Origin of the sequence: [Phormidium] sp. LEGE 05292, from assembly GCF_015207735.1 — a bacterium.
Classification (GTDB): Bacteria; Cyanobacteriota; Cyanobacteriia; order Cyanobacteriales; family Aerosakkonemataceae; genus Floridanema.
The window spans coordinates 1-25,654 of the sequence record NZ_JADEWG010000093.1; the positions used below are offsets into that span (position 1 = coordinate 1).

The following is a 25,654-nucleotide window of genomic DNA, read 5'->3' on the forward strand; positions in this document are numbered from 1 at the left end:
GAGATGGGGAGATGGGGAGAAATTTTTTGCCTTCTGCCTTCTGCCTTCTGCCTTCTGCCTTCTGTCCCTCTGCACCCCAGCACCCCTGCCCCTCTGCACTTGAATAATCACTACCAAGCAGAGGTGTTGTTCTCCACACTCAAAAGTGTGACAGATGGCGCTAAGATCGTTAGTGCCTAATTATTGCCAAATGTTGGTATCTACTCGTGCTAAATGCCTTAGTAGCTGATTTCCGCATTATCTTCGATCGCGATCCTGCGGCTCGTAACTGGCTGGAAGTCTTATTCTGCTATCCTGGTTTGCAAGCCCTGTTCTTGCATCGCTTCGCTCATTGGCTATACGTGGTCGGTATTCCCTTCATCCCCCGCTTGATTTCTCACATCGCCCGTTTTCTCACAGGGATTGAAATTCACCCAGGCGCACAAATTGGTCATGGTGTATTTATCGATCACGGAATGGGTGTGGTCATTGGAGAAACTGCAATTATCGGAGATTATGCCCTCATTTACCAAGGTGTTACCCTTGGCGGTACAGGTAAAGAAAGCGGCAAGCGTCACCCGACTTTAGGTGAAAATGTTGTTGTCGGAGCAGGTGCCAAAGTTTTGGGCAATATCCAAATAGGCAACAATGTTCGTATTGGTGCAGGATCGGTAGTTTTGCGCGATGTACCTTCTGATTGTACAGTCGTTGGGATTCCCGGTAGAATCGTTTATCGTTCCGGTGTGCGCGTCAATCCTTTGGAACATGGAAGTTTACCCGACTCGGAAGCAGAAGTAATTCGTGCTTTAGTCGATCGCATTGAGTATTTAGAACAAAAATTTGAAGAACTACAAAATAATCAACAATCACAAAAGCCTCTTGCCATCCCTGTTGGTGTAACAATTGGTATGGATGATTGCGAACAAAAATTTGTCTGTCGCATCAGCGATCAAAAAATTCAACAATTCTTTGACGGCGCAGGAATTTAATTGAAGGCAGAGGGCAGAGGGCAGAAGGCAGAAGGTAACAAAAGATAAAGGTTAAAGTAAAATTTAATTCTCCCCTGCTCCCCCAGGGCTAATTCATTTTCAACGGAGAAATTGATTTGTGAAGGAGAGATAATGCAAACAACGGAAAAATCATCTTTCCTCTTGTCCCCTTGTCTCCTTGTCCCCTTGTCCCCCCATCCGGTTAATTTTATTTGATGACCATGAATTAGCCCTGCCTGCTCCCCTGCTTCCCTGCTCTCCTAACTTATGGATTTACTTCTTCTGTAAACCAATTTCCATTACTATCTATTTTGTAAAGCGATCGATTTTGTGGCTCTCCTCGCAACTCTAAATGATCCACAAAATCCGGTTCTAATAATAACAAATAGAAATTATCTAAAGGTTCATTTGGGTTAGGTTGTGGTGCTTGAAAAGCTGCTGCTTCTGCTCTCAATTTACCAGTTGCAGGCCAAGTAAATTGCGATCGCGAAGCATCAGAAAGTTCTTGCCAAGCTATTGTTCTTGCCTTTTGTAACTCTAAATCAACCTCATTATTTTTGACTAAAATCAACTTTCCCGAAATCCGAAATTGTTCGCGAGTATTAGGAAAATACCAACAAATTTCGCCCCAAGGTTGGTAATCTATTTGCTCAACTTTCGGACTTCGAGAATCTGTAATAAACTTCAATTGATTAGTATTATCTAAAAATCCGCGAAAAACCACAGTTCGATTCGCCGGACGATTATTTTCCCGCACCGTCGCTAATTGCACATAGCGGGAGTAAATCAGACTGCGGTTGCGTTGTAGAGCGTGGGTGAGATGCGATCGCCAAGGAGCAAGGGACACAGGGACTAGGGATTAAGGACTGGGGACTGGGAATTAGAAATCAAAGCCTTAGAAAGCGGCTGATTGTAAAGATACCAAAAACCTATATTTAGCGCAAATTATAGAATTTGTAAAGCTTTCTACTCCATATATAATAGTGAGTCTGTTGATCTATGACAAAAACAATATGGTTCGAGAGCTTGAAAAATTACAGCAGACTAGTCAGTTTCCTGAAACTGCGCCAGCTGCCAATCCGGTATTTTTCAGAACGTACAGTCGCCGCACGGAGAAAGGGCGGGAGACTTGGGATGAGGTGTGCGATCGTACCCTCCAAGGACTAACCAAACTCGGCAAACTGAATCCCGCAGAAGCCACCATTCTAGACCGGATGCAACGCCAAATCAAAGCCCTTTCCTCCGGTCGTTGGTTGTGGGTAGGCGGGGTCGAATGGATCGAACAACCAGAAAACTTTTCCGGTGGATACAATTGCAGCAGCACCAACATCTGTGACTGGCGAGCCTTTGGACTGCTCATGGACTTGGCGATGATGGGCTGCGGCACAGGAGCCGTCCTAGAACCTAAGTATATCAATCAATTACCACCAATTCGCAACTATTTAAACGTTATTTTGCAAGGTGAAATTGGCACTATTCCCATCAATGAACGACGGGAAGAAACCGAAATCACAATTGTTGGCAATGAAGTCACCATTTATGTCGGTGACAGCCGCAGAGGTTGGGTAAAATCCTATCAAACTTTACTGGAATTATCTACAGATGAACGCTTTACAGGAGAAGTTAAAGTAATAGTAGATTTGAGTAATGTTCGGCCCGCAGGAGAAAGATTAAAAGGATTTGGTGGAGTTGCCAATCCTATTAAATTACCCGATCTTTATCTGCGTTGTGCGGCAATTTTAAACAAAGCATTAGGGCGGCAATTAAATTCCGTTGAATGCTGTTTATTAATTGATGAAGCTGCGGTCGTGGTCGTCGCCGGAAACGTGCGTCGTTCCGCGGGGATGCGCCAAGGAATTAGTGAAGATGAATTATTTGCTAATGCTAAATCAAATCTTTGGCAACAAGATGAAAATGGAAACTGGAGAATCGATCCAGAAAGAGATGCTTTGCGAATGGCAAATCATTCTCGCGTTTTTCATCATAAACCAACATTAGAAGAAACAATTGCAGCTGTTAGAACACAGTATTATTCTGGTGAAGGTGCGATTCAGTGGGCTGGAGAAGCTATTGCTAGAGCTAACTGCGATCTACTAAAAACACCTGAATTAAAAGTTGATTTTCTCAAGGCTTATGACCAAGGTAAAGCTCAAGAATGGATAGAAGAAAACTATCCTAATATTTCTCCTGATGAGTTAGAACATCGTTTAGCTCGCTTGGGATTGAACCCGTGTGGTTAGTAATTTTGCCTCACGTTAAAAACCGGGGAAAATCAGGGAAAGCTAAACCAGAAATAAATTTTTCTAGCACGCTAATCCTGAGCTAACCTGAAGATTTAAAAGTCTAAGGTAGTGCAACGCATAGAGATTGAAACTCTTCAAAAGCAAGAAGAGAATATAATATCTCCAAGAGTCCCCGGAATCTAGATAAACTAGATTAAAAGATATGCTGAACTGAACTGGAATAGACCAGTTGTATCCCAGAAATGGGTATGAGGGAAACCTCCAGAACTAAAGGATAAAAAGCCTTTAGGTTAACAAAATTGGAAATTATCGGTGCGAATTTTCATTGCAACCTTTCGGAGATCCACCTGAATCAAATCGACCCTAAAAATTACCAAGAACAGGAGGATGCTTTCAGCGCAGGTGCTTTATCTGTAGCAACACTTTTGAATCACAAATTTGTTGAACCTCGTTATCGATATAGTCGGGAATTAGACCCAATTGTAGGGGTTTCTTTTACTGGTTTGTTTGACTTTTTTGTGAAGGCTTTTGGTGTTGATTGGTTGCATTGGTGGACAGAAGGCCGACCAGAAAATGAGCAAGGGTTGAAGTTTAAAGAACAGGAAGCAGAGTACTTAAATCGGTGGCGAGAAACTGTGCATCGGGTAGTTTGGGATTATTGCGATCGCCATAATCTCAAGCGCCCAAATCGCTGCACTACCGTTCAACCTTCGGGAACAAAATCATTACTAACTGGCGCATCTCCGGGATGGCATCCTCCAAAAGCACAGCGATTTATTCGCCGGATTACCTTTAGGAAAAATGACCCTGTAGCCCTTGCTTGCATTGACTACGGTTACAATGTTATTCCGGCTCAATCTGACAAAGATGAAAATGGGAATTTGTTAAACGATCCCTTCGATCCTCGGTGTTCAGAATGGTTGGTAGAAATTCCCGTTTCTGTACTTTGGGCTGATTTACCGGGTGCTGATGAAATTGAGATTAGTAAGTTTTCAGCTTTGGCACAAATGGACTTTTATATGCAAGTCCAAAAACATTATGTGCGGCACAATACCAGCGCGACTATTGAATTGCGAGAAAATGAAATTGAGGCTTTGGGTAATCGAATTTACGAAGCGATTCGTGATGATGAAGGCTACATTTCAGCAGCACTTTTAGCCAGATTTGATGACTTGCAAACTTTCCCTCGTTTGCCCTTTGAGCCAATTTCTAAAGAAAAGTATGATCAATTAATGAACGAGGTGAAAATACGGCGGAAAACTGATAATTTCTATACTGCTTTGCGCCAATATGATTTGGGTGAAATGACAGAAGCAGGGCCAGCAGGTTGTGATTCTGATGCGTGCTTAATGCCGGAACAAAAACCAGAGTCTTAAAAGAAGGCAGAAGGTAGATCTTGCAGTGGGGGAGGTAGAACCTCCCAGATCTCGTTCCCAGGTTCAACCTGGGAACGAAAAATAGAGGCTCTGCCTCTTTTCAGTTTGGGAACGAAAAACAAGTTGTCAGCATAAAGAAGGTGCGTTACGTTAACACTAACGCACCCTACGAATACCTAACCATTGATACCAAGCTTCTAAGCCTGTTCCGGTGGTGGCAGATACTTGAAATATTTTGAGGTGAGGATTAACTTGATGGGCGTATTCGATGCAGCGATCGACATTAAATTGCACATAAGGTAACAAGTCAATTTTATTAATTATCATCACCTGACTAGCACGAAACATATAGGGATATTTAATTGGTTTATCTTCTCCTTCTGTCACCGATAAAATTGCTACTTTTGCACTTTCTCCTAAGTCAAATAAAGCCGGACAAACCAAATTTCCGACATTTTCAATCATCACAATTGAGTTAAGTGGAGGGTTGAGTTGTTGTAATCCTTGTTCTACCATTTGGGCATCTAGGTGACAACCTGCACCTGTATTAATTTGGATGACATTGCAACCTGTGGCTTTTATGCGATCGGCATCATTTGTTGTTGCTTGATCGCCTTCAATTACATTAATCGCAACTTTGTCTTTTAAATCTTGAATCGTTCTGGCTAACAAGGTTGTTTTTCCCGATCCGGGAGAACTAACTAAGTTAAGTGCTAAGATATTTCGACCTTTAAACCAACCGCGATTTTGGGCTGCTAATAAATCGTTTTTGGCTAAAATATTTTGTTCTAAAGTAACTGTTCTTCCGTGCATTTTTGCGTGCAATTGAGCATTTTCAGTAGCAACAGAATGGTTGTGATGATGTTCGTGGTGATGGGAATGGGAAATAACTGTACCGTCAGCTAAAACATGAGTGTGTTCTCCTGTTTGGGGGTTGGTAACAGTTACATTTGCATCATCAGAACAACCGCAAGTTACACACATAATTCTTCTACCTCTAATTCCTTAATTTTAAGTTCTTCGCCTTGAAAAATTTCTAAATCGCTACTACCGCAAGCGTGACAAATCCCATAAGGCATTTCTAAAGAAACTTCGGTTTGGCATTGACGACAATGGGCTAAACCAGGGATTTCAATTATTTCTAATTTCGCCCCTTCTAGCAATGTTCCTTGAGAACAAACATCGAAACAAAAGCGGATTGAATCAGGTAAAATTGCTGTTAGTTTGCCGATTTCTAGAGTTACTCTTTTTACCGGATAACCGTTGGCGTGTTCAGTGGCGATCGCTACAATATTTCTAGTAATTCCTAATTCGTGCATTTAACAAATCCTTGGCAGTTGTTCGCCTACTAACATATCAACGATTCTTTCTGTTCCAAAGTCAGTTTTTAGCAATACTACTCCCGCAGGATTGGCAATAACTTCGCCAACGATTTGAGCATCTTTGCCTGTGGGATGCGATCGCATTGTCGCCAAAACCTCATCTGCTGAATCAGGCGGAACTACCACAACTAACTTACCTTCATTTGCCAAATATAGCGGATCGAAACCCAATAATTCGCACATTCCAGCTACTTCTTTTTTAACAGGAATAGCTGATTCATGTAAACGAATTCCGACATTTGCACTTTGGGCAAATTCATTTAATACTGTTGCTAATCCGCCACGAGTAGCATCGCGCATCGCCCGAACATTTGGACAAACGGATACGATCGCATCAACTAACCCATTTAAAGGTTGACAATCGCTTTTAATATCAGTTTCTAAAGATAACTCTCCCCTTGCTACTAAAATAGCAGCACCATGATCGCCCAAAGTACCATTAACTAATACAATATCCCCTGGTTGAATCTCTCTAGCAGAGGGAGAAATGCCTGTTTTAATTACACCAATACCAGTAGTATTGATAAATAATTTATCAGCAGAACCGCGAGGAACAACTTTAGTATCTCCCGTGACGATTTGTACGCCAACTGCTAAAGAAGCTGTTTTCATACTATCAACAACTCGACGGAGAATGTCAATTTCTAAACCTTCTTCCAGAATCACACTGCAACTGAGAAAAAGCGGTTTTGCACCGCTAACAGATAAATCATTAACAGTACCATTAACTGCTAAAGTTCCGATATCACCTCCAGGGAAAAATAGAGGAGTAACGACGTAAGAATCTGTGGTGAACGCTAGGCGATCGCCCAACAACATTAAACTATTTAAATCGATTCGCGCCTGATCTTCCAATAAAGAAAGTGTGGGATTATCAAAACTACCCACAAAAACATCATCAATCAAATCGCGCATCGCACTACCACCGCTACCATGAGCTAAGGTAATAGTGCGTTCCTGAAATTTTTTCTTACGTTGCGGCATTTTTAGATGAGAGATATTCATATAGTGAGTTTAAATGATTTGTGTGAAAGATTTTTTTTGAACCACGTTCGCGTAGCGGTGCGTAGCACTTAGACACGAAGGACACGAAGAAAGAAGAAGAGAAGAAAGAAGAAGAAGTTTTCACAACTCATTTCCACCACCAAAAGATTGCGCTAACATCTGTGGTAAAAAAAACCCAAATCTAATTAACTTTCACCTCTTCCCGCTTACCTATTGACAAACGCCCATACTTATAGTATGCAGCACAAGCCCCTTCCGAAGAAACCATACAAGCACCAAGGGGATGTTCAGGAGTGCAAGCAGTGCCAAAAACCTTACACTGCCAAGGTTTCAGCACACCCTTCAAAATCTCCCCACACTGACAAGCTTTGTGATCCGCAACTTGCCTTCCAGGAAAAGTAAACTTCGCCTCTGCATCAAAACGCGCATATTCTGGACGCATTTTCAACCCAGATAGCGGAATATCACCCAATCCGCGCCACTCAAACGCTTCTCTCACCGCAAACACTCGTTGCATCGCATCCAAAGCAACGGCGTTACCGTGAGATTGCACTAAGCGACTATATTGATTTTCTACCTCGCAACGTTTTTCCGCCAATTGTTTAACAACCATCCAAATTGATTGCAAAATATCTAAAGGTTCAAACCCGGAAACTACGACAGGTTTGTGATATCTTTCGGCAATAACTTGATAAGGTTCTGTACCAATTACTGTGCTAACATGACCTGGGCCAACAAATCCATTTAATTGCAGATCGGGATTAGCTAATAATGCTTCTAATGCTGGTACAACTAATACATGATTGCAAAATAAACTAAAATTTTCTACGCGATCGCTCTCCGCCTGGAGTACAGTTAAAGCAGTGCTAGGTGCGGTTGTTTCAAATCCGATCGCAAAAAACACCACTTCTTTTTCGGGATTTTGTTTAGCGATTTGTAGCGCATCCAAAGGCGAATAAACCATGCGAATATCTGCACCATTCGCTTTAGCTTGCAGCAAGCTATATTTAGATCCGGGAACTCGCATCGCATCGCCAAAAGTTGTGAAAATAATGTTAGGTTGTTGTGCTAAGGCGATCGCATCATCGAGTCTACCTTTTGGCATTATACATACTGGACAACCGGGGCCGTGAACTAGTTCGATCGTTTTTGGTAACAAATCTTCTAGTCCATATTTAAAGATTGCATGGGTATGTCCGCCGCAAACTTCCATGATTTTAATCGGTTTGTCGCTGGAAATTTGGTTGCTTATTTGTTGAATTTGTTCTATTAATATTTGCGCTTTTTGGGGATCGCGAAATTCGTTGATGTATTTCATATTAGTTTGTCATTTGTCATTTGTAAAAAGTTAATTACTAACAGTTAGGGATTCTTGAATTTCTGCTAGTTCCTCCAGTAATTTTAGGGTTTCTGCTGCTTCTTTGGGGTCGATTCGTTGCATGGCAAAACCGACGTGAACTAATACCCAATCTCCTAAGCAAGATTCTACGGGATGAGTATCATCGACGATGCAAGCAATGTTAACTTGACGTTTTACGCCGCTAATATCGACGGTAGCGAGTTTATTTTTAACGTCTGTTATTTCGACAATTTGACCAGGGATTCCTAAACACATTTTATGTTACCTTTTTGAATTGATTTTGCTGCTGCGATCGCAACTTGTCCCAAAGACAATCCGCCATCATTTGCAGGCAATAAACTATGCGTTAAAACTGTTAAATCCATCATCTTTAGATGTTTACTAACTTGTTCTAATAACACCTGATTTTGAAAGACACCTCCTGTTAAAGCAACTTGAGTAAAAGAGTGAGTTTCTCGCAAATGATTTACCATTGATGCGATCGCTTTTGCCAATCCCAAATGAAATCTAGTCGCTATCACTCTCTGGGAAACTCCTTGTTGTAAATCTGTTAACAATGCTTGCCACATTTTCCGAGGTTCTAAATAGGAAATTGGGGCAGATATGATTTCAAAAGGATATCCTGTTTCTTCATCAATGTCATCAACTAAAGCTTCTAATTCGATTGCACCTTGTCCTTCATAACTTGCACGATCGCAACAAATTCCCAAAGCAGCAGCTACCGCATCAAACAAGCGTCCGGCGGAAGAAGCTAAAGGAGAATTAATCCCTTTTGCTAACATTTGGTTTAAGAGCGATCGCGGTTGTTTATCTAAAAATTCCACAATTTCTAACTCTTTATATTTTACCTCCAATTCCTCCCAATTAAACCCAGTCATCAGGTGAGCGTAAGTATTCCGCCAAGGTTGATAAATCGCCTGTTCTCCTCCTAACATAGCAATTGGTTTGAAGGTTGCCAATCTTTCATAGCTGCGATAGTCTGCTAAGAGAAATTCTCCACCCCAAAGCGTGCCATCTTCACCATAACCTAAACCATCTAAGGCAATTCCTAAAATCGGTTTAGTCTCTAAACTGATCCCATTTTCTGCCATACAAGCTGCAATATGGCCGTGATGATGTTGAATAGAATAGACGGGATTTATTCCTAATTCTTTACCTATTTTGGTCGAGAGATATTCGGGATGAAAGTCTAGTGCGATCGCTTCTGGTTTATGTTCAAACAATTGCAAATAAAGTTCCAATGTTTCCCGATAAGCTGTCAGCGCCGCCACATTTTCTAAATCCCCCAAATGCTGAGATAAAATCGCCTCTCCCTCTCGCAACAAACAGAAAGTATTTTTCAATTCACTCCCCATTGCTAAAATAAGAGGAGCTTGTTCAAATCCCGATGGTAAGCGGATTGGTGCGGGTGCATAACCACGCGCACGGCGGAGGATTTGGGGGCGATTTCCTACTACTTTGACTACTGAATCATCAACCCGATTGGCAATATCTCGATCGTGCAGTAAAAAATAATCAGCGATTTTACTCAACTTCTCTTTTGCTACTTCATTACTAATACATTGTGGTTCATCGGAAATGTTGCCGCTAGTGAGGACGATCGGACGTTCCATTCGCCGCAAAATCAGATGATGCAACGGCGTATAAGGCAACATAAAACCGAGAGATTTAATATTAGGCGCAACCGAAGCAGCAATAGGTTTAGGAATTTCTGTATTGTGTTCTTTTAATTTCAATAGTACAATGGGAGCAGCAGCACTTTCTAACAGTTCCCTTTCCAAGTCATTAATAACGCAATACTTCTCGATTATTTCTAAATTCTTTGCCATCAAAGCAAAGGGTTTATGATAGCGATGCTTGCGTTCTCTCAGTTTTTGTACTGCGGTTTCGTTGGTGGCATCACAAGCAATATGAATTCCACCAATGCCCTTAATAGCAACAATTTCTCCTCGTTGCAACAGGGTACAAACTGCGTCCACATCGTCCAACATTGAGAACATATCTGATACAATCGGTTTACCATCCGCTCGTTCTAACCAAGCTTTTGGGCCACAAAAATGACAGGCGACAGGTTGGGCGTGAAAGCGGCGATTTGTCACATCTGCATATTCTTTCGCGCAATCCGCACACATTTGAAAATTTGCCTGGGTGGTGTTGCGGCGATCGTAAGGAATAGCGCGAACAATGCTTAATCGAGGGCCGCAATGAGTACAATTAGTAAAAGGATAGCGATACCAACGGCTAAAAGGATCGAATATTTCCGCTTTACATTCAGGACAAGTTGCAGCATCGGGAGTAATGCTGGTTTTAACTTTATTACTGATACTTTGAGTGATGATAAAATCAGTGTAATTTGGTGGTTGAGGTAGGGGAGAACGTGCGATCGCTTCAATTTTTGCTAAAGGCGGACATTCTTCTTGAAGTCGATCGACAAAAGTTTCTACAGCTTCAGCAGTTCCCACAACTCGAATCAGTACGCCTTCTCCATCATTACAAACTTCACCTCGCAAATTACAAAGTTTAGCAAGGCGATAAACTGTCGGGCGAAATCCTACTCCTTGGACTGTACCACGTACTCGGATTTCTTCAGCTATATTTAATAAATTTGGCTTGTTAATATCGGTTATCATTTTGTTAAAATTAGAATCTTATCTTTTCTTTCTTCTTCTTTCTTCGTGTCCTTCGTGCCTTACGCGCTACGCGCACGCTACGCGAACGTGGTTCAAAAAAATCTCTAAAACAAAAGATTCTCTCTTTTCGGATTTTTTACCACAGATATCCACAGATGAACACGGATGAACACAGATGTACATTTAGCTTTACTGTTTGCTGCGTTCGTTTTTTTAGAACGCAGATGAAAGCAGATGTAAGCGATAGCTTTCCCGTAGGGTACGCGGATGAACGCAGATGTACTTAGGGTTTTACTGTTTACTGCAATCGTTTTTTTTTCCATACTTATATTTAAGCGATCGCAAGTCAGATTGACCAAAATTTCAACCTTTCTTAGTAAACATCAATTAAGGATTATTTAACTTCCACAGCATAACTCGATTGTTCCCTGAATCGGCGATCGCAACTGTATCCCCACAAACTTGTACTCCATAACACCAGCAAAAGCTATCACGCATCGGTAATCCATAAACTCGATTTTCTCCTTTGCTTTGAAAATCTGATTGTCCAATCAAAGCATTCGCAGGTGTACCTTGAAGCAAGTGCAAATCCTCAGAAAACTGCCAACCTAATAAGCGAGAATTAGCAGTATCAGCAACTAATAACCAATCTTTCGCCACCGTCACCCCATAAGGCATATTTAAACTAGCTGCACTTGGAAAGTAAACCCCTCGATTCAGTTCTACTTGCTCAAAATTAGACTGTCCCAACACTGCTACACAGGGAGTATTATTTTCTTTGGGAATACCTTCCCACAACATAATCCGATTATTTCCCGCATCCGCTACTACTAAATTACCTTGCCAAATTGCAATACTGTGACACCAACGCATACTCGCCGCAGTCGGTGTTCCGCCGCCATTCTCATTGCGGGAGGTAAAATCAGGTTGTCCTAAAACTAAATCCGCAGGTTGTCCGTTTGTCTCTGGTAACTGATTCCAAATCAAAACTCGACGATTTCCAGTATCAGCAACAAATAACTTGCCTTGATGATAGAAAACACCATAACACCAATGCAAGCGATCGCACTCCGTATCCACAAATCCTCGATTAGGTTCCCCTTGCAAAAAATCAGCTTGTCCTAACACAATATCAGCAGGAACATGAGAATCTTCTGGGATTTTTTTCCAAATCAAAACTCGATGATTCCAAGCATCAGCAACAGCTAAACCTTCACCACAAATACAAATTCCCGTCGGAACACTTAAAGTAGAAGCAGTAGGATTACCGTTAGCATTTTTACCTTCGCTAAAAAAGTCAGGTTGTCCGATTATCCAATCTGCTGGTTGATTATCTGATTGCGGATGCGATCGCCATCCTAACAAACGATGATGTCCCGTATCCACCACCCACAAAGAACTATTATCAACTAAACAAATACCCCTGGGGCCAAATAAAGTATTCGGAGTAGGTGCGATCGGAGTCGGGATGATAGAATCTCCCAAACCACCAATAATAACCTTTGCACCTTGAGGTGAGAGAAGGAGAGAGGGAATTGCTTCTGGAGTTATCATAAAAAAACGGAAGACTAATATTTAGATGAGGTGAAAGTACGATCGCTATCTTTGATCTGTTAGGGTTAAATTCAATCATCATTAAAAATAGTTTTTAGCTATTAAAAAAATTTTTCCTTTTTCATTTTTCATCGCTAAATCATATCTGCGAGTTTGTCAATCACATTTTGATAGAAAGCAGATACTTAACACAAAATAGCGATCGCTATCGCTTTATTTGAACAAATACCCGTCCATCTTCTACTTGTACCAGATAAGATTGCAAAGACATTTCTGGAGAAGTCAAACATTCCCCAGTTTCCAAACGATAGCGAAACTTATGACTAGGACAAGTTAAAATTCCATTGCTAACATTCCCAGAATCTAATGGTTCACCAAAATGACTGCAAGCGTTTTCATAACAGACAACTTGAGAACCAACTTTAGATAATATTAGCGATTTACCTAACAATTTCATCGCTAAAACTCCTTGGGTAGGAACTTCAGCGAGTGACGTTAACTCGATCCATCCAGAATCAACAGATTGAGATAAATTTTGACTAGGCAAAAAATTATCTTTTGCTACAGCTATCACCTGGGTAATCTCTGGACAGTAACGCTTAATTGCTTGTTCCACACTGTCAGTTAAAGTAAGAGTTGAAGCGGGACAGTTACTACAAGTTCCTGTTAATCTAACTTTAACGGTAGGGAGATCGATCGCCACCAGTTCCACATCTCCATTATGACTTTGTAATCCCGGTCTAACTTCCGCCAAAGCAAGTTTAACTCTTTCTTCTAAAGACGGTTGAGGCGATTTTACCAAATCATAATAACGCAATAAACCGTAAACTACCTCATCTTCCGCCGCACGCCGCAAAGCAGATAATGAATCTTGTTTCACACTCCGAATTAGGCGGATCAAAGCTTCACGATGCAAAGCTTCGATCGCCCTTTTCCACGCCATTAATACTACCCGTTGTGACTCATCCCACTCAGAAGCGATCGCCTCATAGCGATTAATTTCCTGTACCAATTCTTCCAGTGTCGGACTGCGATCGTTCGTCATTTATTGCATTTTCACATCTTTGAGTAAAAACGGCATCAATACCCCAGTCAAAAACCCCGATACTGGAATTGATAACCATATTTCGGCACCTAACTTATCCAGTCCTACTAATAACAAACAGCCAATTATCACACCAATAGTAGTTTGTCTAGCAAAATAATCTGGATTCCGTAATAACTTCCCTTTAAACAGTAACTTCGTAGAAAACCAACCCACTTCTAACATAACTTTTTCTCCTTTCTTTGCGCTCTTTGCGTTCTTTGCGGTTTAAAATTAATTAATTGCCAGTACAATTAACCCAAGCACAGTAGCAGGAATTATTGCTGCTGGGCCAAATAATCCCCCAATCATCGCCGCTAGTCGATAACCGAGATCTTTTCCTGCTAATAATATGCCACCGATCGCACCTCCAAGAATTGAAAAAGCGATCGCAATCCCCAACCAAACTATTCCGGTAATCAAGTTAATATCTCCCGCAAAAAAGCTAGAGATAAAATAACGTACCAGTGGATCATTTAGAACTTCATTCATTGCCTTCTCCTAAAAAATAGTAAATCTCATCTGCGTTCATCTGCGGTTTAAAAAATGCCTGACAAAAGTGATAAATCTACAACTCACTAATCGCCTGTTCCACCATTTCCGCCTGTTCAAACCTGCCATATTGACGAAAAATAGCAGCAGCTTCCTGATAATATTCCCTTGCTTGCAACAAGTGAAGATTGTTACCCGCTTCGGGAAATTCCGAATCGTCAGGGAGATTGCTTAAAGCGTTAGCTTTATTAGCTAAAGTATTGGCATATTCGATCGGCGTATCTCGTTTATTTCGCACTTTCAAAGCTTCATCATAAGCTCTAATTGCCCGCCAATTATTATCTACCGCATGAGCACTTGGTAAATATTGTAAAGCATTGCCCAAATTATTTTGTAGCATTCCATACTCGTTAGGATGGTCAATCAGAGAGATCCATTCCAAAGCTTGTTGAAAAGATTGTACAGCTAAAGCCTGTCGCATATCTTCCCCTTCTGATGACATTGGCATGGAAAGGTAAGCGATCGCAATATTATTATGCAAAATCGCAAATTCTTGGGGATAAGTATCGCCCTTAAATACCCTTAAAGCCCGCTGATATAACTGGATGCTATCTACCAATCTAGCTTGATGAAAAGGAACCAAAGCTTGTAAAACCAAACCTAGATTCATTTCCGTTTCTGCTACTTCTTCTGGTGAAGCATAAGCTTGCAACAAAGGCAAGGCCGTTTGATAACATTCCCTAGCTTGTTGTAACAAATCTGCGCCTTCGTTGGGGATCGATCGCAATGCCGTTCCCATTCCTGTGAGCACCCTTGCTTTCAGAAAAGGATACTGTTCTTGACACAATTCCAAGGCATGAGAATACAGTGACACAGCATTCCAGAAATCTTGAATTTCTTTCGGCTTTTTTTGCAATTCTATTCCTAATTCAATCAGCATCTCGATTTTTTCTGCTAAAGTTGCTGATTCCGATTCAATAGCAGCGATCGCAGTTTTTACTGCCACCTCACTCATGCTTGATGCCACTACTATCTCTCCTCAATTTATTTGCCTATCAATTCTTAATTATTTTTTCAACCTATCATAACTAAATCAATCTTAAAATTACTAAATTTTCCGCACTTTAGCAAAGTATTTTATAAAAATTTACATTTTTTAAGCAATTGATTCTATTGTTGGCAACATTTTTAAATGGAAGAAAATAAAAACATTTTTACTGTTAAAATCAGGCGAAAAAATGTTACTAAGTTACCAAAAATAAAAAAATAGTAAAACAAGGAAAAACTGTGCGATCTGCCCTCTGTTGCCAAGATTTAAACCCCACAACAATAATTAATTTTAAGAAAATTAATTATTGTTTCAAGATACACAATTCTATTCAGATTAATATGCTTATGTTGCTATTGCCCGTGAAAATAGGAAATATTCTTATGACTTCCTGGTAATAAATATATGGTCTGATTTCGCTAAATATAAAATTTTGTTGAGTTAGATTATTTAAATAAAGAACTGAAAAAAAGATGGATAATATGATAAAAGTTATACACTCAAAAATTGGGTAACAGGCGGCGCGTTCGCGTAGCGTGTGCGTAGCACGTATCGCCTCTCAATTCTTGTGAAAAATTTGCAACAAATTGTCGATCGAAGGTGGCGTATGGTCAATGTCCTTTGGCTTCAAGGTGGAGCCTGTTCTGGCAACACCATGTCCTTTTTAAATGCAGAAGAACCTAGTGCTTGCGACTTAGTGACTGACTTTGGCATTAACATTTTGTGGCATCCCTCATTGGGAGTCGAACTAGGTGAAAACTTGCAAAAATTGCTGTGGGATTGCGTAAAAGGTACAATTCCCCTAGATATCCTGGTATTTGAGGGATCTGTAGTCAATGCTCCCAACGGTACAGGTACTTGGAACCGCTTTGCCCATCGAGCAATGAAAGATTGGCTGAGTGACTTATCAAAAGTAGCGAGTTTTGTAGTTGCAGTGGGAGACTGTGCCACTTGGGGCGGCATTCCGGCGATGGCACCCAACCCCAGCGACTCTTCAGGATTACAATTTCTCAAACGTAAAGAAGGCGGTTTTTTAGGCAAAGACTACGTTTCTAAAGGCGGACTACCAGTAATTAACATTCCCGGATGTCCGGCACACCCAGACTGGATTACTCAAATTCTAGTTGCGATCGCCACCGGACGGATCGCAGACATCACCTTAGACGAACTACACCGTCCCCAAACCTTCTTCAAAAGCTTTACCCAAACAGGCTGCACCCGCAACATTCACTTTGCCTATAAAGCTTCCAGTGGTGAGTTTGGACAGCGCAAAGGTTGCCTGTTCTACGACTTAGGTTGCCGGGGACCGATGACACACTCCTCTTGCAACCGCATTTTATGGAACCGAGTCTCCTCCAAAACTCGTGCCGGAATGCCCTGTATCGGTTGCACCGAACCAGAATTTCCCTTCCACGACCTCAAACCGGGCACAGTCTTCAAAACCCAAACCGTCATGGGCGTACCCAAAGAACTGCCAACCGGAGTCAACAAAAAAGACTACGCCCTATTCACAGTTGTAGCAAAAGATGCAACCCCCGAATGGGCAGAAGAAGACATTTTCACAGTTTAGTCACTAGTCATTTGTCATTTGAAGAACATCTGTGTCCATCTGTGGACATCTGTGGTAAAAAACAAAACTTTTGCACCCCACAAAAAGCTGTAAAGAACATCTGCGTTTATCTGCATTCATCTGCGTTCTAAAAAAATGACTAATGACAAATAAAGAGAGGAGAAAATATAGAATGCCAGTTCAAACCTTAGACATTTCACCAGTCGGAAGAGTAGAAGGCGACCTAGATGTAAGAGTAGAAATACAAGATGGATACGTCACAAACGCCTGGACTCACGCCGAACTATTTCGCGGCTTTGAAATTATTTTACGAGGCAAAGACCCCCAAGCCGGATTAATAGTAACCCCTCGTGCTTGCGGAATTTGTGGCGCTTCTCACCTGAGTTCTGCGGCTTGGGCATTAGACACCGCCTGGGAAACAGAAGTACCGCGCAATGCAATTTTAGGGAGAAACTTAGGGCAATTAGCCGAAACAATCCAAAGTATTCCCCGCTATTTTTACGGGTTATTTGCGATCGATCTAACCCATAAAAAATACCAACATAGTTCATTCTATGAAGAAGCTTGTCGGAGGTTCGCTCCTTTTACGGGTAAGTCCTACGAATTAGGAGTAACTATCTCCGCCAAACCTGTAGAAATTTATGCTTTATTGGGTGGACAATGGCCGCATTCTAGTTATATGGTGCCGGGTGGTGTAATGTGCGCCCCTACCTTAACTGATGTCACCCGTGCTTGGTCAATATTGGAATATTTTCGCACTAATTGGTTAGAACCTGCCTGGTTGGGATGTTCGTTAGAACGCTACGAACAAATTCAAACTTACGATGATTTTATGGCATGGTTGGAGGAAGACCCAAAACACGCTAATTCCGATCTAGGTTTTTATTGGCGGATGGGTTTAGATATTGGGTTGGATAAGTACGGCGTTGGTGTTGGAAAATACATCACTTGGGGATATCTGCCACACGAAGATAAGTATCAAAAACCGACTATTGAAGGCAGAAATGCAGCCGTGATTATGAAGAGTGGGGTGTATGACAGCTTTAGCGATACTCACTCCCTGATGGATCACAGCTTTGCCCGTGAGAATACAACTCACTCTTGGTATGATGAAGGCAACAAAGATGTTCATCCGTTCGATCGCACTACCAAACCCACAGAGAAGAACACCCAAGATTTTGATAACAGTTATTCCTGGTCTAGTGCAGTGCGTCATATCGAACTCGGACGCTTAGAAACAGGGCCATTAGCACGACAAATAGTGGCAGGTGGCAAGCATGGGGAAGATTGGCAGCACTACGATCGCTTTATCCTCGATTGTTTCCAGAAAATGGGTGGTGCTAGCATTCATCTCCGGCAGCTAGCACGAATGCACGAATCTGTCAAGCTGTATCGTCAAGCGGAACGCTGTTTGCGAGAGTTCCGGTTAAATGAGCCTTTCTACATTAAACCAACCGAAAAAGATGGTCGGGGCTGGGGCGCAACGGAAGCTGCTAGGGGTGCGCTCTGTCACTGGATTGAATTGGAGAAAGGTAAGATTAAAAATTACCAGATTGTCGCGCCGACGACTTGGAATGTTGGGCCTCGCGATGGTGAAGGTAAATTGGGGCCGATCGAATCAGCTTTAGTGGGTACACCGATTGCCGATCCTAGCGATCCGATCGAAGTTGGTCACGTTGCGCGATCGTTCGACTCTTGCTTAGTTTGTACAGTTCATGCCCATGATGCTAAAACCGGAGAGGAATTGGCAAGATTTAGAACAGCTTGATCCTAAAATTAGGGGTAGGTTTTGGCAAGGATTCTATTTGACAAAATCTGCCTCTCGAAAGAGTTTTTTAACCACAGATGTAGAACTTGGCAACTATGGGATATAAAGGCGACCAACTCCCAGATAGTTCTCAAGGTCAAATAAGATTTCAACTACACGAATAGCACATCGCTCACGGTAAATTTGCTCATCAAGTCTTTCTTTGTTTCCAACCGTAACGACAGGCAACGATGTGGTTGTATTTTCTTCACGAATTATTTGTTCTAGTGAATCCACCCCTTTCATGTTTCGGTTTGCAGTTAATATAATCATCTGGTTTGTTTGAGCGAATTCCCAAACAATTCGGTCGCTACTATTTTGAGACAAACCAACTTCTTCAAATAAGACAAAGCGAATGGGCAAAACTTCCAGCCATCCTTCAGCAGCGATTGTTCCCCACAAAAGAGTAGCTTGCCCTTTTAAATTATGGTCGATGAGAAAATTCATACTTTGGATTTAAGCCTTTCCTGCCAAGCTTGGAGTTTAGCACGTCGAGCTTCTTGACCTGATTTTGGGGGCATTGCGGCAAGTTGGGAAAAGTGTTCGCGATTGCGATTTTCCCAATATTGCTGATTCTCTTGGGCGATTTGTAAAACTTCTTGATACTCGGCTTCTACTTCAGCTTGATGAGCTTCGATATAGGATAGAGCAGAAGTAACTTGATGCTCGCTCAGAGATAGTTTTTCCCGAATTAGTTTTGCTGGATAGCCAGCAGTAAGATAATCCATTACATCGTAGAGAGTGATGCGTGTACCTGCGATCGTTAATCCTCTTTCTGTCCGAACGATCGCTGGTTCTTTGTTTGATGCTGTAGTCACAATAAAGACTCCCGATTAGAAGTTTCTTTGATTGTATCTGATGGCGATCGATCTACCTGTGGAAATTATTTTGTTCATCGTTGGTTACTTTGAGAAATTTTTCGTCAGATTAATTTATTCTAGATTAGTTATTAAAGTGATACTTTCTCAATAAATTAATTCCTTTCCTGCTTCCATGCTAACAATCATTGGCTGTGGCAATTTAAATCGAAGTGATGATGGTGTAGGTGTAATAGTTGCTCAACGCTTGCAACATCACTTAGCAGAAAATCCCCAAAATAATGTACGAGTTTTTGACTGCGGTACAGGTGGGATAGATGTGATGTTCCAAGCACGAGGTAGCACATCTTTAATTATTATTGATGCTAGTAACACTGGTTCGGAACCGGGAGCAGTTTATCAGGTGCCAGGAGAAGTTTTAGCAGAGTTGCCAGAAGCCAGTTACACTTTACACGATTTTCGCTGGCATCATGCGATCGCAGCTGGACGCAAAATCTTTAAACAAGACTTTCCCCATGATATAACTGTCTATTTGATAGAAGCAGAAAATTTAGGCTTTGGTTTGGAGTTGAGTTTCCCCGTTCAGCGTGCTGTAGATATAGTAATAGCAGAAATTTTACGTTTATTTTAAGTGAAAGCGATCGCGCGATCGCGCCCCTGATGTTTGGCATTGTAGAGTGCTTCATCAGCCTTGGCAATTAAGTCCTCTGGATTTTGATCGATAGTGGGAATGAGAACCGCCACACCCAAACTCAAGGTAATATATTCATTCACATCCGACTGAGCATGGGGAATAGCCAGAGATGCGATCGCCTGTCGCATCGACTCAGCTATCATTAATCCACCATTGAGATCGGTATTAGGCAAAATTGCTGCAAATTCTTCACCGCCATAACGAGCCACTAAATCACTGGAACGCTGGGGGACTTCAGTTAGAGTCTGAGCCACTCGAATCAAACACTCATCACCGCCTTGATGTCCGTAGTGGTCATTGTACCGTTTGAAATAATCGATATCAATTAGAATTAATGCCAGAGATTGTTGTTCCCGCAGGTGCCGTTGCCACTCGATCGCCAAATAATCATCAAAGCGACGACGATTGGCAATTTTTGTCAAACCATCTAACGTTGCCAGTCGAGCTAATTGCTGATTGGCGCGTTGTAGTTCTGCGGTGCGCTCTGCTACTTGCTGTTCTAAAGTGCGATTGTAATTGCTGAGAATTTTTTCGGCTTGTTTCCGTTGGGTGATGTCTTGAAATACTACGATCGCATATTGAAGTTCACCCACTTCATTGTAAATCGGTGTTCCCCATGACTCTAAGGGAATAATGCGATCGTCTTGATGAATTTCCACATCATCAGCGCTAGAAGCTTCTCCCTTTAAAGCTCTCACGATCGGCAATTTTTCGTTGGGGTAAGGTTCTTGAGTTTCGGCAATATATATGTGATAAACCTGCCCAATTTCCTCAACCGTTGCATCTGGAACAATTTCCTGACCTAATAGCTCTTTAGCTCGTTGATTGGCATAGTAAGGAAGACCATTAGCATCTAATATGCCAATACCAACCGGAACTGCTTCCAGAAATTGCTTTAGCTGTTGTTCGCTATGCTTGACTTTTGTATAAAGTTGTGCATTAGTAATAGCGATCGCTGCTTGTCCGCTCAGTAATTGCAAGAATTCTACCCGATCCTTAGTAAAAGCTCCCGTAGTGACTTGATTTTCCAAATAAACGATCGCCACAAGCTCACCTTGATTTAGCAAGGGATAGCATAAGATAGAAAGCGGTTTAATTGATTGAATATAAAGATCGCGGCTGAAGTTACCAGACTTAACTGGATTGTCGAGAATCACACTTTCATGAGTACGCGCCACATAATGCAGCACAGACTCTGGCAGAATTAGATCGATCGCTTGAGTAAGAGAAAGGTTAGCAGTACTAGTATTGCTGTAAATGGCGATCGAGAAATTTTTCAATGTGCTTGAAGTTGTTGATGTTGGTAACAGCAAACAACCCATTTGTGCGCCCGCATTTTCTAGCATAATTTTCATCAAAGTTTGCAACAGATTTTCTAATACGATTTCACTGGCGATCGCTTGAGAGGATTTCATCACCGTAGACAAATCGAGTACCGCACTATTATTAGTACTACCAGTGGTACTGATAGAAGTACGGGAAGTGGGCAAATGAGGCGATCGTTCACTAACAAAAAACTGGGGATACTGAGTTTCCAAGTGTTGAATTTTTGCAGTTGCACCCCAGCGCAGGTAGCAGTAGTGCGCCTCTTGCAGATACACTTGAGCGACTTTTTCCCTACCCCAACTCAGGTAAAACTTGGTAGCGAGTTCGTTAACAAGGGCTTCCTCTTGAATATATCCGTTCGCTTTAGCTCCAGCGATCGCTCGATCGTACATTTCTATAGCTTCTAACTTCTTTCCTAAAACTCGATACTTTTCGGCTTCTACCAACTGCCATTTATGCAAATAATTCATCGGCGCATAAGTTGCCCAAAGTTGTAAGTTTGCCTGATTTTCTTCTACTTGTTGCAGTTGAATTTCTAGCTTTTTAGGAGATTCAGAAACAGTTGCTAAAGCAATTAAAGAATCATAAAAATAAAAGCCAGCTTCACAGATTGTTGCTGTCCCACCAACTATATATTGTCTAGCCTGTATTGCATCAGTTTGCGCTAGAGCAATGTGTCCAAAGATAAATCTTAAGCTGGCTCTGTGAAGATAAAAATAAAGTATTCGAGTAGCATCATCAGAATTTAAAAAGTCCGAATTCCATGTATCATTATCATTTTCTATATTAAAAACCTGATTTTCGGCAGAGTTACTTAATAATAAAATCGTTTCTAAAATTATAAGACAATATTTAGATATGGGAACTAAATCTAATTTGAGCATCATCTGACGGTAGGCACGAATTTGAGGTTCTAATTCTGTCAAAATTTGACCACACCAGAAAGAATTCACACAAAATCCGTGAACATTATGACCGATATACTCTAACTTACCTACCTCCAATGCAGCTTGATAGCCAGCCCGAAGAATAGGAAGAGTATCCCGTAGATGGTGTTGATGATGATACAAATGCAATCCAACAGGAACAAACGTGACAGCTTGAATACTTTTATCCTTCGCGGTAGAGGCTACACTATAGGCTAATTGACCAAATTGATTGCTGGTGGCGATATCTTTTTGAAAGTTGAGAATAAAGATTCCATAATCACCATAACCTGTTGATGAAATCGGACTGTTCCCATACTGAAGCGATAACTTTACCTGTAGGCTAGCTAACAATGGAAACAGAGGAGAGGCAGTAAAATAGCAAGCTGGAATCATTCTGCCAGCTATTTTCATAATCGCCAGTTTTTCAGGATCTACCATTGCCGGAAGGTGCAATAATTCCTCAATAGAGCGATCGCCAATTAAGGCTTTAATTTCTTCTGTTTCTTTTTGCAGTTCAACTGGGGTAACACAATCAGGAAAATTAATGCCTAATTTTCCCATGATTAACTGACCGCAAGCGATCGCTTCTGAAAACTTATTTTGAGTAGTTAAAGCTTGGATTTTAATCAGGTAAACTTGCAATTGCTCTAAGACTGTCTTGCCCTGCTCGATCGCCGCATTAATCGATCGATACATGACATCAAAATCACCAGTAATGGCTGCCGCCTCTGCTACGAGTTCATGCAATCGCAAAGTAATCGCATACTGACGTTGCCAAGCTTCATTACCCAGCAAATTAAGTCCAATTGCGGCATACTCAAGAACGGCTTGATAGGCAATTCCCGTTCTGGCTTTGCGGCAAGCCAAAAAATTGAGTTGAGCTAGCTCATCGCGTTCGATTCGATCGCTAATTAAAGCAGTTCCATAGTTGAGTTGATTGACAAGTTCAAAAATGTGGTCTTCTCTTGCTTCTGGGGGTATTCTAGAAAGCAACAGTTGACCGATTTGATAATGAGTTTTGGCTTGCTCTGATTCAGGAATTAGTGCGTAAGCGGCTTGTTGAATGCGATCGTGTACAAACTGATAATTTTGAATCAAAAGATTCTCATCAAGGAGCGATCGCGCTACCACAAATCCCTGTTCTATTGCTAACTTAAGATCGGTAAAGATGGCTGTAGGAGTTCGATTCTCGATCGACGAGAGAGTTTTGAGATCGAAGTTTGTTCCCAAAAAGGCAGCAGTGGATAACACCTGCTGAACTGATGCGGGCAATTTTTGCAACTGTCCCAGCGTCAGTTCCACCACATTATCGGTAAATCCTATTCCCTCAATCTGTGCCAGATCCCATTGCCAACATTTCAAAACGTGATTGAATACCAGCAAGCCTTCTTTATAAAGAGTTTTGAGGAACTCATTGATAAAAAATGGATTTCCCTGTGTTTTGCGCTGAACTAATTCAGCTAATTTGTAGATCGATCGCGTTTCACAATGTAGAGTGTCTGCAATCAGTCGCGCAATCTGGTCTAAAGGTAGTGGTGTTAAGGTAATCTGTTCAATGTTAGCTCCCTTGCGTTGCAGTTGAGCGACCGCCAAAGCCAGGGGATGACCGATCGATACTTCATTGTCTCGATAAGTAACGATGAGTAGGAAATTATTGATTTGGCTATCTCCCAAAAGCCGTTCCAACAAGTTTAGCGTAGCCAGATCTGCCCACTGTACGTCATCTAGAAACATCACCAGCGGATGCTCTGGATGGCAAAATACCTGCATAAACCGTTGAAAAACCAGATTAAATCGATTTTGGGCTTCGATCGCTCCCAATTCGGGTACAGGTGATTGAGAGCCAATAATTAACTCTAGATCGGGAATGACCTCGATGATGATTTGCCCGTTCGTTCCCAATGCCTCTAGCAATTGTTCTCGCCATTGTTGGAGAATTATTTCTGGTTCTCCTAACAGTTGTTTAACTAAGCTTGTCAAGGCATCTGCTAACGCCGAGTAGGGAATATGGCGCTGAAACTGGTCAAACTTACCAGAAATAAAGTATCCTCTTTTTGCGGTAATCGGTTTGTAGAGCGATCGCACCAACGCCGATTTACCAATCCCAGAATAACCTGTTACTAAGACAATCTCAGCCGCAGCATCCTTAATTTCCGGTTCTGATTTAGCTGCCGCGACGCGATTCTCCTTCAAAGACGCTACGCGCTCAAAAGCTGCTAGTAATGCCGCTATTTCTCGTTCTCTACCGTAGAGCTTTTGGTGAATGTGAAAGCGATCGGAAATATCATTTCTGCCAATGGGAAACACCGCAATAGTTCCGGTTTTTTCCCACTGCACCGCACACTCTTCTAAATCTGCCTTTAGTCCCCAAGCACTTTGGTAGCGATCTTCAGCATTCTTTGCCATCAATTTGCCGACAATCTCCGCCAGAAAGGGGGGAATTTGCCCTGGCTTAATTTCTAGCAGGGAAACGGGCTGTTTGGCAATTTGGCAATGCACCAACTCCATTGGATCGTTACTGATAAATGGTAATCTGCCCGTCAATAGCTCATAAAAGGTAACTCCCAAAGAGTAAAAATCTGTGCGGTAGTCCAACACTCGATTCATGCGTCCAGTTTGTTCTGGGGAAATATAAGGTAAGGTTCCTTCGAGAAAACTTGGCGGTTGCAGGGAAGGAATTTCCCGACTTAGTTGAGTAGAAATGCCCAGATCGATCAGTTTAATCGCCATTGTCTCTGGGTTGACGACAATATTGGCAGGATTGATATCTTTATGAATGACAGCTTGACTATGAAGTTGACCCAAGGCATCGGCGATTTTAAATGCCAGGAGCAAAAATAGGTCGATCGGTAGTCCTTGGGGGTATTGTTTCAACCATTCTTTCAACGCCACTCCCCCAAAATCTTCCAAAATAATCACTAGCGTTCTGTGCCATTCCTCTAACCCATAAGCTTTAATCACTTTGGGTAATTGAAGTTGCCGCGTTAAGTGATACTCCTGCCGATAGCGTCTGAGTTGGTCAGGAGTGGGATATTCTGCTTTGAGAATTTTCAGGATTGCGGGTTGCTCATCTTCAATTCGTCTGGCACGATAAACTCGCGAGTTCTCTCCATCGTGAATTTGAATTAAATTCTTATAAAGTATAAAAATTGACATAGCGATCGTCTATTATTGCTACTTCCATATCAAAATAATAAGCCGATTGGCTAACCCTTCACTGTACCAAAATCAAGCGGAGAGCTGCTGTTTTTTAAGCTGTGGATGAAATTGCTTCACTGCACAGGAAGCTGAAATTTTTAAATGCCGAACAGCTTAGTAAACTGCTACGCATTTAAATTGAATATTTAGGCTGATGGGGAGATGGGGGG

General features: G+C 41.7%; 22 protein-coding genes. 7 read left to right on the forward strand and 15 right to left on the reverse strand.

The window, feature by feature from the left end:
• Both IQ264_RS33110 and cysE read left to right on the forward strand, forming a co-directional pair.
• Positions 1 to 180, forward strand: a 180-nt coding sequence (locus IQ264_RS33110) for a hypothetical protein (RefSeq protein ID WP_228061714.1), incomplete at its 5' end; no start/stop codon positions are given.
• Positions 181 to 206: 26 nt separating this feature from the next.
• Positions 207 to 968: a serine O-acetyltransferase gene (gene cysE, locus IQ264_RS21795; protein ID WP_193982909.1), complete on the forward strand. Its 762-nt coding sequence runs from the start codon at positions 207 to 209 to the stop codon at positions 966 to 968.
• A gap of 265 nt (positions 969 to 1,233) precedes the next feature.
• Here cysE and IQ264_RS21800 read toward each other — a convergent pair whose 3' ends face one another.
• Positions 1,234 to 1,815 carry an Npun_F5749 family FMN-dependent PPOX-type flavoprotein gene (locus IQ264_RS21800; RefSeq protein WP_193982910.1) on the reverse strand — a complete coding sequence of 194 codons (582 nt, stop codon included), beginning with the start codon at positions 1,813 to 1,815 and terminating at the stop codon, positions 1,234 to 1,236.
• 166 nt (positions 1,816 to 1,981) lie between these two features.
• On the opposite strand from IQ264_RS21800, the gene IQ264_RS21805 reads away from it, so the two are divergent.
• Positions 1,982 to 3,208: a hypothetical protein gene (locus tag IQ264_RS21805; RefSeq protein WP_228061715.1), complete on the forward strand. Its 1,227-nt coding sequence runs from the start codon at positions 1,982 to 1,984 to the stop codon at positions 3,206 to 3,208.
• 302 nt (positions 3,209 to 3,510) lie between these two features.
• Positions 3,511 to 4,587: a ribonucleoside-triphosphate reductase, adenosylcobalamin-dependent gene (nrdJ, locus tag IQ264_RS21810; RefSeq protein ID WP_228061716.1), complete on the forward strand. Its 1,077-nt coding sequence runs from the start codon at positions 3,511 to 3,513 to the stop codon at positions 4,585 to 4,587.
• A gap of 156 nt (positions 4,588 to 4,743) precedes the next feature.
• On the opposite strand, the gene hypB is transcribed toward nrdJ, so the two are convergent.
• The 11 genes from hypB to IQ264_RS21865 all read right to left on the reverse strand — a co-directional run bounded on the left by hypB (position 4,744) and on the right by IQ264_RS21865 (position 15,121).
• Positions 4,744 to 5,571, reverse strand: a complete 828-nt coding sequence (gene hypB / locus IQ264_RS21815; protein ID WP_193982911.1) for a hydrogenase nickel incorporation protein HypB — start codon at positions 5,569 to 5,571, stop codon at positions 4,744 to 4,746.
• Positions 5,562 to 5,906: a hydrogenase maturation nickel metallochaperone HypA gene (hypA, locus tag IQ264_RS21820; protein ID WP_193982912.1), complete on the reverse strand. Its 345-nt coding sequence runs from the start codon at positions 5,904 to 5,906 to the stop codon at positions 5,562 to 5,564. Before hypA ends, hypB begins: the two co-directional genes overlap by 10 nt.
• Entirely contained in the window at positions 5,907 to 6,974 is a 1,068-nt protein-coding gene (gene hypE, locus IQ264_RS21825) for a hydrogenase expression/formation protein HypE (protein ID WP_193982913.1), read from the reverse strand. It abuts the gene before it with no gap.
• Between the two features lie 181 nt (positions 6,975 to 7,155).
• Complete coding sequence (gene hypD, locus IQ264_RS21830) at positions 7,156 to 8,292, reverse strand: hydrogenase formation protein HypD (protein WP_193982914.1); 1,137 nt, start codon at positions 8,290 to 8,292, stop codon at positions 7,156 to 7,158.
• Positions 8,293 to 8,322: 30 nt separating this feature from the next.
• The gene (locus IQ264_RS21835) at positions 8,323 to 8,589 is read right to left on the reverse strand and encodes a HypC/HybG/HupF family hydrogenase formation chaperone (protein ID WP_193982915.1); all 267 of its coding nucleotides are present in this window, start codon (positions 8,587 to 8,589) and stop codon (positions 8,323 to 8,325) included.
• Positions 8,580 to 10,964, reverse strand: coding sequence for a carbamoyltransferase HypF (hypF, locus tag IQ264_RS21840; RefSeq protein ID WP_193982916.1), 2,385 nt, complete (start codon positions 10,962 to 10,964; stop codon positions 8,580 to 8,582). Before hypF ends, IQ264_RS21835 begins: the two co-directional genes overlap by 10 nt.
• Positions 10,965 to 11,351: 387 nt before the next feature.
• Positions 11,352 to 12,518 carry a hypothetical protein gene (locus IQ264_RS21845; protein WP_193982917.1) on the reverse strand — a complete coding sequence of 389 codons (1,167 nt, stop codon included), beginning with the start codon at positions 12,516 to 12,518 and terminating at the stop codon, positions 11,352 to 11,354.
• A gap of 205 nt (positions 12,519 to 12,723) precedes the next feature.
• Positions 12,724 to 13,563, reverse strand: a complete 840-nt coding sequence (locus IQ264_RS21850) for a NifU family protein (RefSeq protein WP_193982918.1) — start codon at positions 13,561 to 13,563, stop codon at positions 12,724 to 12,726.
• On the reverse strand, positions 13,564 to 13,788 hold the full coding sequence (locus IQ264_RS21855; protein ID WP_193982919.1) for a hypothetical protein: 225 nt from the start codon (positions 13,786 to 13,788) through the stop codon (positions 13,564 to 13,566).
• A gap of 48 nt (positions 13,789 to 13,836) precedes the next feature.
• Positions 13,837 to 14,094 (reverse strand): hypothetical protein, encoded by a 258-nt coding sequence (locus tag IQ264_RS21860; RefSeq protein WP_193982920.1) that lies wholly within the window; start codon positions 14,092 to 14,094, stop codon positions 13,837 to 13,839.
• A 76-nt stretch (positions 14,095 to 14,170) separates the two neighbouring features.
• Positions 14,171 to 15,121, reverse strand: coding sequence for a hypothetical protein (locus IQ264_RS21865; protein WP_193982921.1), 951 nt, complete (start codon positions 15,119 to 15,121; stop codon positions 14,171 to 14,173).
• Positions 15,122 to 15,710: 589 nt separating this feature from the next.
• On the opposite strand from IQ264_RS21865, the gene IQ264_RS21870 reads away from it, so the two are divergent.
• Together IQ264_RS21870 and IQ264_RS21875 are read left to right on the forward strand one after the other, a co-directional pair.
• Positions 15,711 to 16,712 (forward strand): hydrogenase small subunit, encoded by a 1,002-nt coding sequence (locus tag IQ264_RS21870; protein WP_322744782.1) that lies wholly within the window; start codon positions 15,711 to 15,713, stop codon positions 16,710 to 16,712.
• A 172-nt stretch (positions 16,713 to 16,884) separates the two neighbouring features.
• Positions 16,885 to 18,480: a nickel-dependent hydrogenase large subunit gene (locus IQ264_RS21875; RefSeq protein ID WP_193982922.1), complete on the forward strand. Its 1,596-nt coding sequence runs from the start codon at positions 16,885 to 16,887 to the stop codon at positions 18,478 to 18,480.
• Between the two features lie 93 nt (positions 18,481 to 18,573).
• On the opposite strand, the gene IQ264_RS21880 is transcribed toward IQ264_RS21875, so the two are convergent.
• Together IQ264_RS21880 and IQ264_RS21885 are read right to left on the reverse strand one after the other, a co-directional pair.
• Positions 18,574 to 18,966 carry a DUF5615 family PIN-like protein gene (locus IQ264_RS21880; RefSeq protein ID WP_193982923.1) on the reverse strand — a complete coding sequence of 131 codons (393 nt, stop codon included), beginning with the start codon at positions 18,964 to 18,966 and terminating at the stop codon, positions 18,574 to 18,576.
• Positions 18,963 to 19,337 carry a DUF433 domain-containing protein gene (locus IQ264_RS21885; protein ID WP_193982924.1) on the reverse strand — a complete coding sequence of 125 codons (375 nt, stop codon included), beginning with the start codon at positions 19,335 to 19,337 and terminating at the stop codon, positions 18,963 to 18,965. Before IQ264_RS21885 ends, IQ264_RS21880 begins: the two co-directional genes overlap by 4 nt.
• A gap of 175 nt (positions 19,338 to 19,512) precedes the next feature.
• Here IQ264_RS21885 and IQ264_RS21890 point away from each other — a divergent pair, with 175 nt between their 5' ends.
• Positions 19,513 to 19,968: a hydrogenase maturation protease gene (locus tag IQ264_RS21890; protein ID WP_193982925.1), complete on the forward strand. Its 456-nt coding sequence runs from the start codon at positions 19,513 to 19,515 to the stop codon at positions 19,966 to 19,968.
• On the opposite strand, the gene IQ264_RS21895 is transcribed toward IQ264_RS21890, so the two are convergent.
• Positions 19,965 to 25,442, reverse strand: a complete 5,478-nt coding sequence (locus IQ264_RS21895; protein WP_193982926.1) for a diguanylate cyclase domain-containing protein — start codon at positions 25,440 to 25,442, stop codon at positions 19,965 to 19,967. The genes IQ264_RS21890 and IQ264_RS21895 overlap by 4 nt on opposite strands.
• Positions 25,443 to 25,654: the final 212 nt, after the last annotated feature.

Coding starts and splice junctions, on each gene's coding strand:
- IQ264_RS21805 (WP_228061715.1), top strand. CDS start 1,982: ATGGTTCGAGAGCTTGAAAAATTACAGCAGACTAGTCAGTTTCCTGAA.
- hypB (WP_193982911.1), bottom strand. CDS start 5,571: ATGTGTGTAACTTGCGGTTGTTCTGATGATGCAAATGTAACTGTTACC.
- hypA (WP_193982912.1), bottom strand. CDS start 5,906: ATGCACGAATTAGGAATTACTAGAAATATTGTAGCGATCGCCACTGAA.
- hypE (WP_193982913.1), bottom strand. CDS start 6,974: ATGAATATCTCTCATCTAAAAATGCCGCAACGTAAGAAAAAATTTCAG.
- hypD (WP_193982914.1), bottom strand. CDS start 8,292: ATGAAATACATCAACGAATTTCGCGATCCCCAAAAAGCGCAAATATTA.
- IQ264_RS21835 (WP_193982915.1), bottom strand. CDS start 8,589: ATGTGTTTAGGAATCCCTGGTCAAATTGTCGAAATAACAGACGTTAAA.
- hypF (WP_193982916.1), bottom strand. CDS start 10,964: ATGATAACCGATATTAACAAGCCAAATTTATTAAATATAGCTGAAGAA.
- IQ264_RS21845 (WP_193982917.1), bottom strand. CDS start 12,518: ATGATAACTCCAGAAGCAATTCCCTCTCTCCTTCTCTCACCTCAAGGT.
- IQ264_RS21850 (WP_193982918.1), bottom strand. CDS start 13,563: ATGACGAACGATCGCAGTCCGACACTGGAAGAATTGGTACAGGAAATT.
- IQ264_RS21855 (WP_193982919.1), bottom strand. CDS start 13,788: ATGTTAGAAGTGGGTTGGTTTTCTACGAAGTTACTGTTTAAAGGGAAG.
- IQ264_RS21860 (WP_193982920.1), bottom strand. CDS start 14,094: ATGAATGAAGTTCTAAATGATCCACTGGTACGTTATTTTATCTCTAGC.
- IQ264_RS21875 (WP_193982922.1), top strand. CDS start 16,885: ATGCCAGTTCAAACCTTAGACATTTCACCAGTCGGAAGAGTAGAAGGC.
- IQ264_RS21880 (WP_193982923.1), bottom strand. CDS start 18,966: ATGAATTTTCTCATCGACCATAATTTAAAAGGGCAAGCTACTCTTTTG.
- IQ264_RS21890 (WP_193982925.1), top strand. CDS start 19,513: ATGCTAACAATCATTGGCTGTGGCAATTTAAATCGAAGTGATGATGGT.
- IQ264_RS21895 (WP_193982926.1), bottom strand. CDS start 25,442: ATGTCAATTTTTATACTTTATAAGAATTTAATTCAAATTCACGATGGA.